We start from the raw sequence: 12,818 nt of genomic DNA, 5'->3' as shown, positions 1-12,818 counted from the left end.
CGCCATGGCCGAGCTCGTCTTCTTCTCCGGGACCATGGACTGCGGCAAGTCCACGCTCGCGCTGCAGCTCGACCACAACCACGCGGCGCGCGGGCGACGGGGTCTGATCTTCTCCCGCGACGACCGCGCCGGGACCGACCGGCTCTCCTCCCGGCTCGGGCTCGAGGTCGCGGCGCTCGAGGTCACGGACGACACCGACTTCTGGGCGCTCGTGTCCGCGCTGCCCGTCCCGGTGGACTACCTGGTGTGCGACGAGGCCCAGTTCTACTCCCCGGACCAGGTCGAGCAGCTCGCGCGCCTCGTCGACGAGACGGAGGTCGACGTCTTCGCGTTCGGCATCACGGCCGACTTCCGCACCCGGCTCTTCCCGGGTTCGGCGCGCCTCGTCGAGCTCGCGGACCGCGTCGAGGTGCTCCAGGCCCACGCGCTGTGCTGGTGCGGGGCGCGCGCGACGCACAACGCGCGGACCGTCGACGGCCGGATGGTCGTCGCCGGGGAGCAGGTGGTGGTCGGCGACGTCGGCGACGGCGGCGGCGAGGTGGCGTACGAGGTCCTGTGCCGGCGGCACCACATGCGTCGCATGACGACGGCCGCGGCGCGCGCTCTCGCCCCCGCCGACGGGTTGTCGCTCGACCTGCGGGACTGAGCCTCAGCCCTCGGGACGCGCGCCGAACACGATCTCGTCCCAGCTCGGGACCTTGGCGCGGGACCGGTTCTTGCCCTTGCGCGGCTCGCGCGGCCCGGGCCGTCGCGCCGGCTCGGGGCCCGGCTCCGAGGTCGGGTCGTTCGCGGCGTCCCGCGGGGCGTCACCCTGCGTGACGTCGTCCTGGCCCTGGCCCTGGCCCTGGCCCTGGCCCTGGTCCGTGCCGGGACGCGACTCCCCGGAGGGCCGGGGGCCCCGCGTGTCCGGGGACGCCGCGGCCGGGTGGTCCCGGGTGGCGGAGGGGTGCGGGAGCTCCGCCGCCTCGCGCGCCCGGATCGACGGGAGGTGCACGACGGTCGCCCCGCCGGCCCGCTCCTCGTCCGGACCGCCAAGCTCGGCCCGGGGCCGGTCCTCGTCCCCGCCCGCAGGGAGCCGGGCGGGGACCCCGCCGTCCCGCAGGGCGGCCCGCGGGCCGAACCCCTCGAACGGCTCCTGCTCGGCGACGTCCGTCGCGACGCGCGCCGGCTCCGTGCGAGGCCGCACGCCCCGTCGTCGGCCGAGGTCGTCCAGCAGGTCCGCCGTGCCGTCCGGTTCCGGCGTCGCGGGCTCGGCCCGACGGCGCGCGGTCCCGGCGTCGACGTCGAAGACGGCGGCCGTGCCGGGGGACGGGTCCGGCTCGGACTCCGGCTGCGAGAGCCAGCGCGCCTCGTCGTCGAGCGCGTGGAGAGCGCGCGACGTCGGGTCGTAGCTCCACCGCGCGGTGCGCGGACCCGAGGAGACCTGGAACGCCGCCGTCACCACCCACGCCGCGCCGTGCTGCCGGGCCGCGCTCCACTCCACCGTGGCCGGGTCGACGTCGCGCGCCGCGAGCCGCTGCGCCGCGAGGTCCTCGATCGTCGGCGCGTCGTCCCCGTGCCCCTGCGGCGACCTGCGCACCCGGTCGACGACGTACTCCTGCTCCGCCACCACCGGGCCCGCGAAGCGTCGCACGCTCTCCACGGGGATCCCCGCGGCCTCCGCGACGTCCTCGACGTCGTCGCCCGCACGCAGCCGGGACTGGATCTCGCGCGGGGAGAGGTTGCGCTCGCCCTCCGCCCGCAGGTGCTCCAGGTGCGGCCGGTCACGCCGGACCGCCGCCCGCAGCGACTCGGTGATGGGCAGCAGGTAGTGGGCACCGCCCGCCCCGCCGAGGACGAGGTGCTCCCCGTCCTCGTGCAGTCTCACCAGCTCCAGCTCGTCCATCAGCCCTCCCGTGTCGCCGCGCCCGAGGTCGCCCGTCGGCCCCTGGGTGCCGACGCCGCCCCGTCGAGGCCTGGATTCTCCACCTGCTCGTCCACCCGCCTGTCCGGTTGACGGCGCGCCGTCGCTCCCTCGAGGGTGCCATCCTCGCGCGTGCGGCGGGCGCAACGCGCCCGGTGTGCCGCGGACTGGCCCTCTTGGGATGATGCGCGGTGTGATCCTCGACCTCGTCCCCGGCGACGCCCTCGAGCTCGGCGGCGTGTTCTGCGCGGCGCTGTCGGGCGGTCTCGCGGCGGTGCGCAAGCGCTACGACCTCGTCGGGGTGCTCGTCCTCGCCTGGGCCGCGGGTCTCGGCGGAGGCCTGCTCCGTGACGTGCTCATCGGGGCGGTCCCGCCCGTGGGCATCTCCGACTGGCGGCTCGTCGCCGTCGCGGCGGCGGCCGGGATGGTCACGTTCTTCTGGCACCCGCGGCTCGAGCGGCTGCGGCGCAGCATCGTCGTGCTGGACGCCGGGGCGCTCGCCCTGTTCGTGCTCTCCGGCACGATGAAGGGCCTGGAGTACGGGGTCGGGCCGCTCGCGGCCGTCTTCGTCGGGGTGCTCACGGGCGTGGGCGGCGGGATCCTGCGCGACCTCCTCACGAGCGAGGCGCCCCTGCTCTTCCAGGACAAGCAGCTCTACGCGATCCCGGCGCTCGCGGGCGCCGCGCTCACCGTCGTGCTGTGGGAGGCGGGCCTGCTCGGCCCGCTCTCGCAGGCGGGGGTGCTCACGCTGATCTTCGGGTTCCGCCTGCTCTCGCTGCGTCTCGGCTGGTCGGCGCCCGGACCGTGGGAGGGTCGCCCGTCGCGGCGCGCGTCCGGCAGGATGTGACCCGTGCACTCCTTCATCGACGACCCCCGCCTGCCCGACGACGTCACGGTCGCCGACCTGCGCGAGCTCGCGGAGCGCCTCGCGCGCGCCGCGGGCGAGCTCGTCCGCACGGGGCGCCCGGACCGCGTCGAGGTCGCGTCGACCAAGTCGTCCGCGACCGACGTCGTGACCCGGATGGACGCCGACTCGGAGGCGCTGCTGCGCCGGGAGATCGCCGCCGCGCGTCCCGACGACGCCGTCCTCGGCGAGGAGGAGGGCGCCTCGTCCGGGACCTCGGGCATCACGTGGGTCGTCGACCCGATCGACGGGACCGTGAACTACCTCTACGGCGTCGCGTCGTACGCGGTCTCGGTCGCGGCCGTGGTGGGGCCGCCCGACCCGCAGGAGTGGACCGTGCTCGCGGGCGCGGTGCACTCGGTCGTCGACGGCCGCACGTGGACCGCCGGCCTGGGTGGTGGCGCGACCGTGGACGGCCGGACGCTGCGGGTCGCCGAGCCGGCCACGCTCGGCCAGTGCCTCGTCGGGACCGGTTTCGGCTACGACGCCGACCGGCGTCGCGCGCAGGCCCGCGTGCTCGTCGAGGTGCTCCCGCGGGTCCGGGACATCCGGCGGCTGGGGTCGGCGGCGATCGACCTGTGCCTCGTGGCGAGCGGCGAGCTCGACCTCTACTACGAGCGGGGCCTCAACCCCTGGGACATGGCGGCCGGAGGCCTCGTGGCGCACGAGGCGGGAGCGGTGCTCACGGGCCTGCGGGAGCGTGCGGCCGACCACGAGATGACCGTGGCGGGCCCTCCGGCACGGGCCGCGGAGCTCGTCCGGCTCCTCGAGGACGTCGGGGCCGACGCCGACGTCTGACGGTCCGTCGGGGGTCGTGACGAAGGACACCGGGCGCGTCGCACGCCACAGGGTGCATCCGCCCCGGAAATGGTGCAGAATCCGGTGGCCCGCCGGGAACAATTCCGGTGCGCCGTGCATTGATCAGCGTGCACGTGCCGCGACGATCTCGCGGTACCGCACGTCCCGGGACGCACCCCCGCGTCCCGCACCCGCGCTCGTCCGGAGCGGCCGGCATCGCCGGCGTCCCCGGGTGCGCGTTGTCGCGATCGACGACCTTCCGGAGAGTGACCCCACAGATGGCAACAGACTACGACGCCCCCCGAAAGAGCGAAGAGGAGCTCAGCGAGGACTCGATCCAGGAGCTGCAGGCTCGTCGCTCCGACAAGAGCTCGGGCGTTGTGGACGAGGACGAGACCGAGGCGGCGGAAGGCTTCGAGCTTCCCGGCGCGGACCTGTCCGGCGAGGAGCTCTCCGTCCGGGTGCTGCCGCGCCAGGCGGACGAGTTCACCTGCTCGAGCTGCTTCCTCGTGCACCACCGCAGCCAGCTCGCGTACGAGAAGAACGGGCAGCAGATCTGCTCGGAGTGCGCTGCCTGACCCGCGCCCGCACGTCCCTGCCGTCGGCCGCCGTCCCCACCCGGGACGGCGGCCGACGTCGTCCCGCACCGCGGTGGCGCCGGACGGGTCCCGTCCGGTCAGCCGCCGGCTCGGGCCGCTCGCCGCAGCGCGTCGGCGAGGTCCTGGGGCCGGCGCGTGGAGACGAGCCAGTACGGCGTCGGGTCCTGCGGGTCGTCGAGCGTCACGTGCACCCCGGTACGGGCCCAGGCGCGCAGGCACACGTAGGCGCGCGCGTCGAGGCGAGGCCCGAGCTCGCTGCGCATCGTCTCGGCGTCGAGGGTCGTCACCTGTCCCAGCAGCCCGACGGGGATCGACGCGCGTCCTGCGCGGAACGTCCCGTCCTGCACGGCGACCACGGGCGACGTCCACCAGAGCGCGGCCAGTCCGCCCACGGCCGCGATCGCGGCGACGGCGAGCGCGAGCGCACGGCTCGCGGGCCACAGCGCCACGCCGAGCACGACCGCGAAGCCCACGGCGGCCGCCCAGCCCCCGACCCCCGGAAGCACGCGCTCCCTGAAGGTGGGCACGCCCGTCCCGGGCGCCGGGGCGTCGGTCGGGCGAGGGGAACGGTCCGGGGCGTCGGTCATGCCCCCATCATCCCAGCCGCAGGCGGCGGCCCTTGAACCGCGCCGTGCCGGCGCACCGCATCCACGGCTAGGCTCTGGCGGGTGCCGACCGACCACCAGCCCACGACCACGGACGTCGACGTCCTCATCACGCTCCTCGACGACGTGCCCCTGCCGGCGTACGCCCACCCGGGCGACGCGGGCGCCGACCTCGTGACCACGGTCGACGTCGAGCTCGCCCCGGGGGAGCGCGTGGTCGTCCCGACCGGGGTCTCGATCGCGCTCCCCGACGGGTACGCGGCGTTCGTCCACCCGCGCTCGGGCCTCGCGGCCCGGCACGGCCTCACGGTCGTCAACGCGCCGGGCACCGTCGACGCGGGGTACCGCGGCGAGATCCGGGTCACGCTGCTCAACACGGACGCGCGGGAGCCGGTCGTGCTGCGCCGGGGCGACCGCGTCGCCCAGCTCGTCGTGCAGAAGGTCGAGCGCGCGCGGTTCGTGCGTGCCGAGCGCCTGCCCGGCTCGCACCGCGGCGAGGGCGGCTTCGGGTCGAGCGGCGGGTGGACCGCCGCGACCTGAGCCTCCGGCCCGGGGCCGGTGCCCCGGGCGGACGCGATGCGGTCGCGTGCGATCGCCATGGCCCGCTGGGGCTACTGTGGAAGGGTCGGGGCGAGCGCCCCGGCTGGAGTCCCGGCGCTGGCCGGGCAGGTGAAGGAGCTCTTTCGTGGGTCTGTTCCGTCGCTCCCCGTCGTCGCAGCCGGCCGAGCAGCCGGCAGCGCAGGACGCCGCCGACACCGTCGACGCCGCGACGCCCGAGACGGGCGCGGCCGCGGTCGCCGAGCCGACCGCCGGTCGCGGCCCGTACGACTCTTCGCAGGTGCCCGAGCGCGGCCCGCGCGTCGACCTGGGCGCCGTGTGGCTCCCCGGGGTCCCCGGGATGGAGCTGCGCATGGAGGTCGACAAGAAGACCCAGCGCATCACCGGCGTCGCGTGCGCGGTCGCGGGGTCGGGCCTGCAGGTCCAGGCGTTCGCCGCCCCGCGCTCCGAGGGGATCTGGGACGAGATCCGCGGCGAGATCGCCGCGTCCGTCACCAAGCAGGGCGGGACGGTCGACGACGTCCCCGGCACGTTCGGCCGCGAGCTCATCGCGCGCATCCCGGCGCAGGCGCCCGACGGCCGCACCGGCGTCCGACCCGCACGCTTCGTCGGCGTCGACGGTCCGCGCTGGTTCCTGCGCGGCGTCCTCACCGGCAAGGCCGCGGTCGACCCGCAGGAGGCACGCCTGCTCGAGTCGGTGTTCGCCAACATCGTGGTCGTGCGCGACCAGAGCCCGCGCCCGCCGCGCGACCTCCTCGCGCTCCATCTGCCCGGCAAGGCGCCTGCGGCGACGCCCGCCGTGCCCGCCGGCACCCCGGAGACGCCGTCCTTCGACCCGCTGACGCGCGGCCCCGAGATCACGGAGATCCGCTGACATGTCCCCGACACTGCGCGCCGCCTGGCAGTCGGCGCTCGCCTCCCAGGAGGAGGTCGCCGCGGACGAGGAACGGGTCGAGGCGGCCCGGCAGACCGGCTGCCGCGCCGTCGCCGACCTGCCGAACCGGCGGCGGGCCAAGGTGACCGGCATCCTGCGCTCCGTCGTGCTGCGGCCCCGCGAGGGCGTGCCGACGGTCGAGGTGGAGCTGTACGACGGCTCCGGAGCGATCGACCTCGTGTGGCTCGGTCGCCGGCGCATCGCGGGCATCGAGCCCGGTCGTCGTGCGCTCGTCGAGGGGCTCGTGTGCGACGTCGACGGGCGGCGCACCATGTTCAACCCCCGCTACGAGCTGCTCCCCAAGCCCGGGGACTGACCGCCGGCACGCCCCCGCAGCGACCGTGACCGACCGCGCGCCCGTGCCGGGCGCGCGCCCGTCAGCACACCCCGAGGACGCCACATGACCAGCACGCCCCCGTCGGGACGCACCGACCCCGAGGACCCGTCGACCCGACCGGACGGCGCTGTCGCCGGCGACGTCGCGCACGACGCCGAGGTGGTCGAGACCGTCGTCGACGACGTGTCCGCACCCGAGGACGGGCCCGCGCGCGGCATCCGTGCCCTCGCCGGCGAGCAGTTCTCCGTCGCCGAGGCGGTGGGCGGCGTCCGTGGCCTCGTCGAGTCCGTCGCCCCGGGGCTCGTCTTCGTCGTGCTCTACGTCGCGACCTCGGACCTGACGTGGGCGATCATCGGCTCGGTCGCCGTCGCGCTCGTGGCCGTGGGTGTCCGGCTCGCGCAGCGCACGCCCGTGACCCAGGCCCTCGGCGGGCTCCTCGGCGTCGGCATCGGCGTCGTCTGGGCGTGGCGGTCGGGCGAGGCGCAGGACTACTTCGCCTGGGGTCTGTGGACCAACGCGGCGTACCTCCTCGCGCTGCTCGTCTCGCTCGTGGTGCGGTGGCCGCTCGTCGGGCTCGTCGTCGAGGGATTCCGCAGCGGCTTCGGCACGGGCACCCCCGCCCGCTCCGCGGACGCCGAGCCGTCCGGCGCGGCAGAGCCCGGGGCGTTCGCCCGCTGGGCGCAGGGCTGGCGCTCCGACCGCACGCTGATGCGCCGCTACGCCGCCGCGACCTGGCTGTGGGTCGGGCTCTTCGCCGCGCGGCTCGCCGTCCAGGTCCCGCTCTACCTCGACGGGTCCGTCGGGTGGCTGGGGACCGCGCGGCTCGTCATGGGCATCCCGCTGTGGGCGCTCGTGCTCTGGCTCACCTGGGTCCTCGTGCGTCGTCCTGCGGCAGCTCGTCCCGCCTGACCGGGACGTCCTCGGGGCCCACGGGCGGGAGGACCTCCAGGAGGTCCCGCACCGTGCCCTCGACCGGGGCGGGCCCCGGGTCGGCCGCTGAGCCCGGGACCGCGGCGTCGTCGGCGGGCGTCGCGACGAGGAGCCGGGAGAGCGCGTCCTCGTCGGCCTCGTCACCGGTGACGAGCAGGAGCTCGTCACCCGCCTCGAGGGTGTCGTCCTGGGTGGGCGCGATGGGTCGCGTGCCCCGCACGACGGCGGCGAGCACGGTGTCCGCCGGCCAGGCGATGTCCCCGACGCGGCGGCCGACGAGGGGGGACGCGGCCGGGAGCGTGACCTCGAGGATGTCCGCGCCGGACTGGTGGAACGTGAAGATCCGGACGAGGTCGCCGACGGCGACGGCCTCCTCGACCATGGCCGTCATGATGCGCGGTGTCGAGACCGCGACGTCGACGCCCCACGACTCGTCGAACATCCACTCGTTCTTCGGGTTGTTCACGCGGGCGACCGTGCGCGGGACGCCGAACTCGGTCTTGGCGAGGAGCGACACGACGAGGTTGACCTTGTCGTCCCCCGTCGCCGCGACGATGACGTCGCACTCGTCGACCTTCGCGTCCGCGAGGGTCGACAGCTCGCACGCGTCGGCGAGCAACCAGTCGGCGTCGGCCACCTGGGCGACGCGCATGGCGGCAGGCTGCTTGTCGACGAGCATGACCTCGTGGTCGTGGCTCAGCAGCTCGCGGGCGATGGAGCGGCCGACGGAGCCCGCCCCGGCGATGACGACGCGCATCACTCGACCTCCGTCTTCGGGGCGTGCGTGAGGACCCGCTCGACGGTCGGTGCGTCGTCGGAGCCCATGAGGACGTGCAGCACGTCGTTCTCCTGCAGGACCGTGCGGTCGGTGACGGTGACGCCGTCCCCGAACCGGCTGACGAACGCGATCCGCGCGCCGGAGGCCTCCTGGATCGCGCGCACCGTCCGTCCGATCCACGCGGGGTGGAAGTCGAGCTGGGCGAGCCTCACCCGGCCGGAGGGGTCGCGGTACTCGTCGGTCGCGCCCAGGGGCAGCATCCGGCGCAGGACCTGGTCGGCGGTCCAGCGCACCGTCGCCACCGTGGGGATGCCGAGGCGCTGGTAGATCTCGGCGCGCTGCGGGTCGTAGATGCGGGCCACGACCTTGTCGACGCCGAACGTCTCGCGCACCACGCGGGCGGAGAGGATGTTCGAGTTGTCCCCGTCGGAGACCGCGGCGAACGCGTACGCGTCCTCGATGCCGGCCTGCACGAGCGTGTCGCGGTCGAAGCCCATGCCGGTCACCTTCTTGCCGGTGAACTCGCCGGGCAGGCGCCGGAACGCGTCGGGGTTCTGGTCGACGACGGCGACGGAGTGGCCGCTCGCCTCGAGCGAGTGCGCGAGCGTCGCGCCGACCCGGCCGCAGCCCATGATCACGAAGTGCACGCAACGAACGCTATACCGCCGCGTGGCCGCCCGGGGCGTGGGACCGGCGACCGGCGGACGACAGGCATAGCATGAGGCCTCGTGTCGGAGATCGCTGATGCCGCGAAGCGGCTGCTCGTCGGACGCCCCGTGCGGAGCGAGCGGCTGGGGCACACGCTGCTGCCCAAGCGCATCGCGCTGCCGGTCTTCGCGTCCGACGCCCTCTCGTCGGTCGCGTACGCGCCCGACGAGATCCTGCTGACCCTCGCGATCGCGGGCCTCGCGGCCACGGCGATCTCGCCCTGGGTGGGCATCGCCGTGGTCGTCGTGCTCCTCACGGTCGTCGCGTCGTACCGGCAGAACGTGCGCGCGTACCCCTCGGGCGGCGGCGACTACGAGGTCGCGACCGTGAACCTCGGCCCGACGGCCGGCGTGGGCGTGGCCTCGGCGCTCATGGTCGACTACGTGCTCACCGTCGCCGTGTCGATCTCGTCCGGGGCCCAGTACGCGGCGAGCGCGATCCCCGCGCTGCGGGGGCACGAGGCGACGTTCGCGATCGTGCTCGTCGTGCTGCTCACGCTCGCCAACCTGCGCGGGGTCAAGGAGTCGGGGTCGTTCTTCGCGATCCCGGTCTACCTCTTCATGCTCGCGATCGGGGCGACCGCCGTGGTCGGGTTCTTCCGGTACGTCACCGGGACCCTGCCGCCGGCCGAGAGCGCCGACCTCGAGCTCGTCGCGGAGAGCAGCTTCGACCAGGGGCTCGTCGGCATCGCGGGGGCCTTCCTCGTGGCGCGCGCGTTCGCCTCGGGGTGCGCGGCCCTCACCGGTGTCGAGGCGATCAGCAACGGCGTGCCGGCGTTCCGCAAGCCGAAGTCGCGCAACGCGGCGACCACGCTCGCGCTCCTCGGCGGCATCTCGGCCGTGATGATGCTCGTGATCCTGTTCCTCGCCCGCGCGACCGGGGTGCACTACGTCGAGGACCCGCACGAGCAGCTGACCCTGAACGGCGAGCCCCTTCCGGCGGACTACGTGCAGCACCCGGTGCTCGGCCAGCTCACGGAGTCGGTGTTCTCCGGCGTCCCGGCCGTCTTCGTCGCCGTCTCGGTGGTCACCGGCCTCATCCTCGTGCTCGCGGCCAACACGGCGTTCAACGGGTTCCCTGTGCTCGGCTCGATCCTCGCGAAGGACGGCTACCTGCCGCGCCAGCTGCACACGCGCGGCGACCGCCTCGCGTTCTCCAACGGCATCATCACGCTCGCGGTCGCCGCGATCGTCCTCATCTGGTCCTTCGACGCCGAGGTCACGCGGCTGATCCAGCTCTACATCGTCGGCGTGTTCGTCTCGTTCACGCTGTCGCAGCTCGGCATGGTGCGGCACTGGACGCGCGCGCTGCGCACCGAGCACCAGCCCCGCGAGCGCGCCCGCATGCGCCGGTCGCGCGTCGTGAACTCCGTGGGCCTCGCGATGACGGGCACCGTGCTCGTCATCGTGCTCATCACGAAGTTCACGCACGGCGCGTGGATCGCGATCCTCGCGATGGCCGTCGTGTTCGTCCTCATGCGGGCGATCCGCAAGCACTACGACACCGTCCGCGACGAGCTGGCCCTCGGGGACGACCTCGGCCAGGCCCGCGCCCTGCCGAGCCGCGTCCACGCCATCGTGCTCGTGTCGAAGATCCACCGGCCGACCATGCGGGCGCTCGCGTACGCCCGGGCGTCGCGCCCCTCCGTGCTCGAGGCGGTCACGGTGGGCGTCGACCCGGAGGACGTCACGGACCTCATGCGCGAGTGGGAGAGCCTCGACCTCCCCGTCCCGCTGCGCGTGCTCGACTCGCCGTTCCGCGAGATCACGCGGCCCGTCCTGTCCTACGTGCGCTCGGTGCGGCGCGAGTCCCCCCGCGACCTCGTGGTCGTGTACATCCCGGAGTACGTCGTGGGGCACTGGTGGGAGCAGCTCCTGCACAACCAGAGCGCGCTGCGGCTCAAGGGCCGGCTCCTCTTCACGCCCGGCGTCGTCGTCGCGTCGGTGCCGTGGCAGCTCGCCTCGTCCGAGGGCCACACGGGCCTCGAGGGGGAGGGCTTCCGCTCCCGTTTCCCCGGCATGTGACGCGTCCGAGGCGGCCGGAGGCGGCCGCCGGACCGGTGCGCGGGGAACCACCGGGGATACTGGGTGGCATGCCCTCCTCCCCGCGCGGCCGCGCCGCAGCACGTACCCGTCCGAACCCTCGACCTCAGGTCGAGGTCGAGATGGAGGTCGAGGTCGGTCCTGTCGCGCACGGGGGGCACTGCGTCGCCCGTCACGACGGTCGCGTGATCTTCGTCCGCCACGCGCTCCCCGGCGAGCGCGTCCGCGCGCGGGTGACCGAGGGCGACGAGGGGGCCCGCTTCTGGCGGGCGGACGCCGTGGAGGTGCTCGAGGCGTCGCCGGACCGCGTGCCCTCGGTGTGGCCGCAGGCCGGGCCCGGAGGCGTCGGTGGCGGCGAGCTCGCCCACGTCGCGCTGCCCGCCCAGCGCCGGTGGAAGGCCGACGTCCTGGCCGAGCAGCTCCGGCGCCTCGCGCGGGTCGACCTCGACGCTCGACCTGACCTTCAGGTGGAGGTCGAGGGTCTTCCCGGCGACGACGCGGACGGCGGGCTCGGGTACCGCACGCGCATCGAGCTCGTGGCCGACGACGAGGGGCGCGCGGGGATGCACCGGTTCCGCTCCCACGACGTCGTCGCCCTCGACGGGATGCCGCTCGCGACGGACGAGGTCGCCGGCCTCGCGGAGCAGGACAAGGTCTGGACGCGCCGGTGGCGCCCCGGGACGCGCCTCGAGCTCGTGGCCCCGGCCGGCTCGGCGCCGCTGCTGCTCGTCGACGGCGAGCCGTGGCGCGGCGGATCGCTGGACAAGCGGAGCAACGCGCGGCGCAGCGTCGTCGAGCACGTGACCGTCCGGGACCGTGAGCACGCCTACCGGGTCGCGGCCGACGGCTTCTGGCAGGTGCACCACCGCGCGCCGGCCACGCTCGCGGAGGCCGTCCTCGGGGGTGCGGGCGACGTCGCGGGCGCGCGCGTGCTGGACCTCTACTCGGGCGCCGGCCTGTTCACGCTGCCCCTCGCTGCCGCCGTGGGAGCGGACGGCGCGGTCGTGGCCGTCGAGGGCGACGAGCGCGCCGTGCGCGACGCGCGGCGCAACGCCCACGGCCTGGAGAACGTCGAGCTCCACCACGGGCCGGTCGAGCACGTGCTCACCGGGCGCGGCGAGGGCGCCGAGACCGTGCAGCAGGGGGGAGCGGACGTCGTCGTGCTCGACCCGCCGCGCGTCGGTGCCGGCCGGGCCGTCGTCGACGCGGTCGCCGGGACGGGCGCCGGTCGCGTCGTGTACGTCGCGTGCGACCCCGCCGCGCTGGCCCGCGACGTGGCCTACCTCGGCGAGCACGGCTACGACCTGCGCAGCCTGCGCGCGCTCGACCTCTTCCCGCACACGCACCACCTGGAAGCGGTCGCGGTCCTCGAGCGTTGACGGGGGAGGAGCCCTGAGCGTCCCCGCGGCCGCGGGGACGGCCGGCGGGGCGGACGGGAGCACCGGGATGGCGCAGCGGGAGGCGGCACGGGCCGTGGCGGGCGAGGACGTCCGGGACGTCGTGGGCGTGGGGGTGCTGCTCCCGAACGGGCGGCTCGTGGGCAGGAGCTTCGCCTCGCGTGCGGAGGCCGAGGCGTGGGCCCGGCCCGAGGAGGGCGAGCAGGTCGTCGAGCTCAACGTGTCGTGCGACTGCGATCTGTGACACCGCCGGGGCCGGGCGCCGCGCCGTGTGTCCGACAGATATCTTGACGTCAAGATAAGTGCGGTATGCTGGTCGCGGTGC

Annotated in this window: 15 protein-coding genes; 11 read left to right on the top strand and 4 right to left on the bottom strand. The window is 75.1% G+C overall.

What is annotated here, in order from left to right:
• The first annotated feature begins 4 nt into the window (after positions 1–4).
• Positions 5–646 (top strand): thymidine kinase, encoded by a 642-nt coding sequence (locus ACWPWV_RS16890; protein WP_454044073.1) that lies wholly within the window; start codon positions 5–7, stop codon positions 644–646.
• 3 nt (positions 647–649) lie between these two features.
• Here ACWPWV_RS16890 and sepH read toward each other — a convergent pair whose 3' ends face one another.
• Positions 650–1,885, bottom strand: coding sequence for a septation protein SepH (gene sepH / locus ACWPWV_RS16885; protein WP_454044072.1), 1,236 nt, complete (start codon positions 1,883–1,885; stop codon positions 650–652).
• A 211-nt stretch (positions 1,886–2,096) separates the two neighbouring features.
• On the opposite strand from sepH, the gene ACWPWV_RS16880 reads away from it, so the two are divergent.
• The 3 genes from ACWPWV_RS16880 (at position 2,097) to ACWPWV_RS16870 (ending at position 4,183) form a co-directional block, all read left to right on the top strand.
• Positions 2,097–2,750 carry a trimeric intracellular cation channel family protein gene (locus ACWPWV_RS16880; RefSeq protein WP_454044071.1) on the top strand — a complete coding sequence of 218 codons (654 nt, stop codon included), beginning with the start codon at positions 2,097–2,099 and terminating at the stop codon, positions 2,748–2,750.
• 3 nt (positions 2,751–2,753) lie between these two features.
• Positions 2,754–3,605, top strand: coding sequence for an inositol monophosphatase family protein (locus ACWPWV_RS16875; RefSeq protein WP_454044070.1), 852 nt, complete (start codon positions 2,754–2,756; stop codon positions 3,603–3,605).
• Positions 3,606–3,883: 278 nt separating this feature from the next.
• A complete protein-coding gene (locus ACWPWV_RS16870) occupies positions 3,884–4,183 on the top strand; it encodes a DUF4193 domain-containing protein (RefSeq protein ID WP_229245043.1) in 300 nt (99 codons plus the stop codon).
• 98 nt (positions 4,184–4,281) lie between these two features.
• Here ACWPWV_RS16870 and ACWPWV_RS16865 read toward each other — a convergent pair whose 3' ends face one another.
• Positions 4,282–4,791 (bottom strand): DUF3093 domain-containing protein, encoded by a 510-nt coding sequence (locus ACWPWV_RS16865; RefSeq protein WP_454044069.1) that lies wholly within the window; start codon positions 4,789–4,791, stop codon positions 4,282–4,284.
• 81 nt (positions 4,792–4,872) lie between these two features.
• Between ACWPWV_RS16865 and dut the strand changes: the two genes are divergently transcribed.
• From dut to ACWPWV_RS16845, 4 genes are all read left to right on the top strand, one after another.
• Positions 4,873–5,349: a dUTP diphosphatase gene (gene dut, locus ACWPWV_RS16860; protein WP_454044068.1), complete on the top strand. Its 477-nt coding sequence runs from the start codon at positions 4,873–4,875 to the stop codon at positions 5,347–5,349.
• Between the two features lie 145 nt (positions 5,350–5,494).
• A complete protein-coding gene (locus ACWPWV_RS16855) occupies positions 5,495–6,241 on the top strand; it encodes a DUF3710 domain-containing protein (RefSeq protein WP_454044067.1) in 747 nt (248 codons plus the stop codon).
• A 1-nt stretch (position 6,242) separates the two neighbouring features.
• Positions 6,243–6,617: an OB-fold nucleic acid binding domain-containing protein gene (locus tag ACWPWV_RS16850; RefSeq protein ID WP_454044066.1), complete on the top strand. Its 375-nt coding sequence runs from the start codon at positions 6,243–6,245 to the stop codon at positions 6,615–6,617.
• A gap of 84 nt (positions 6,618–6,701) precedes the next feature.
• Positions 6,702–7,547, top strand: coding sequence for a DUF3159 domain-containing protein (locus ACWPWV_RS16845; RefSeq protein ID WP_454044065.1), 846 nt, complete (start codon positions 6,702–6,704; stop codon positions 7,545–7,547).
• Here ACWPWV_RS16845 and ACWPWV_RS16840 read toward each other — a convergent pair.
• Together ACWPWV_RS16840 and ACWPWV_RS16835 are read right to left on the bottom strand one after the other, a co-directional pair.
• On the bottom strand, positions 7,501–8,325 hold the full coding sequence (locus ACWPWV_RS16840) for a potassium channel family protein (RefSeq protein ID WP_454044064.1): 825 nt from the start codon (positions 8,323–8,325) through the stop codon (positions 7,501–7,503). The genes ACWPWV_RS16845 and ACWPWV_RS16840 overlap by 47 nt on opposite strands.
• Positions 8,325–8,978, bottom strand: coding sequence for a potassium channel family protein (locus ACWPWV_RS16835; RefSeq protein ID WP_454044575.1), 654 nt, complete (start codon positions 8,976–8,978; stop codon positions 8,325–8,327). The genes ACWPWV_RS16840 and ACWPWV_RS16835 overlap by 1 nt, the downstream gene beginning before the upstream one ends.
• 96 nt (positions 8,979–9,074) lie before the next feature.
• Between ACWPWV_RS16835 and ACWPWV_RS16830 the strand changes: the two genes are divergently transcribed.
• The 3 genes from ACWPWV_RS16830 (at position 9,075) to ACWPWV_RS16820 (ending at position 12,737) form a co-directional block, all read left to right on the top strand.
• Positions 9,075–11,078: an APC family permease gene (locus ACWPWV_RS16830; RefSeq protein WP_454044063.1), complete on the top strand. Its 2,004-nt coding sequence runs from the start codon at positions 9,075–9,077 to the stop codon at positions 11,076–11,078.
• Positions 11,079–11,146: 68 nt separating this feature from the next.
• On the top strand, positions 11,147–12,475 hold the full coding sequence (locus tag ACWPWV_RS16825) for a class I SAM-dependent RNA methyltransferase (RefSeq protein WP_454044062.1): 1,329 nt from the start codon (positions 11,147–11,149) through the stop codon (positions 12,473–12,475).
• Between the two features lie 67 nt (positions 12,476–12,542).
• Entirely contained in the window at positions 12,543–12,737 is a 195-nt protein-coding gene (locus ACWPWV_RS16820; RefSeq protein WP_454044061.1) for a hypothetical protein, read from the top strand.
• The last annotated feature ends 81 nt before the right edge of the window (positions 12,738–12,818 follow it).

It is taken from the genome of Cellulosimicrobium sp. Marseille-Q8652 (assembly GCF_965112045.1).
The sequence above is the reverse complement of the archived record's forward strand: the minus strand, read 5'-3'. Positions and strand labels throughout refer to the sequence as shown.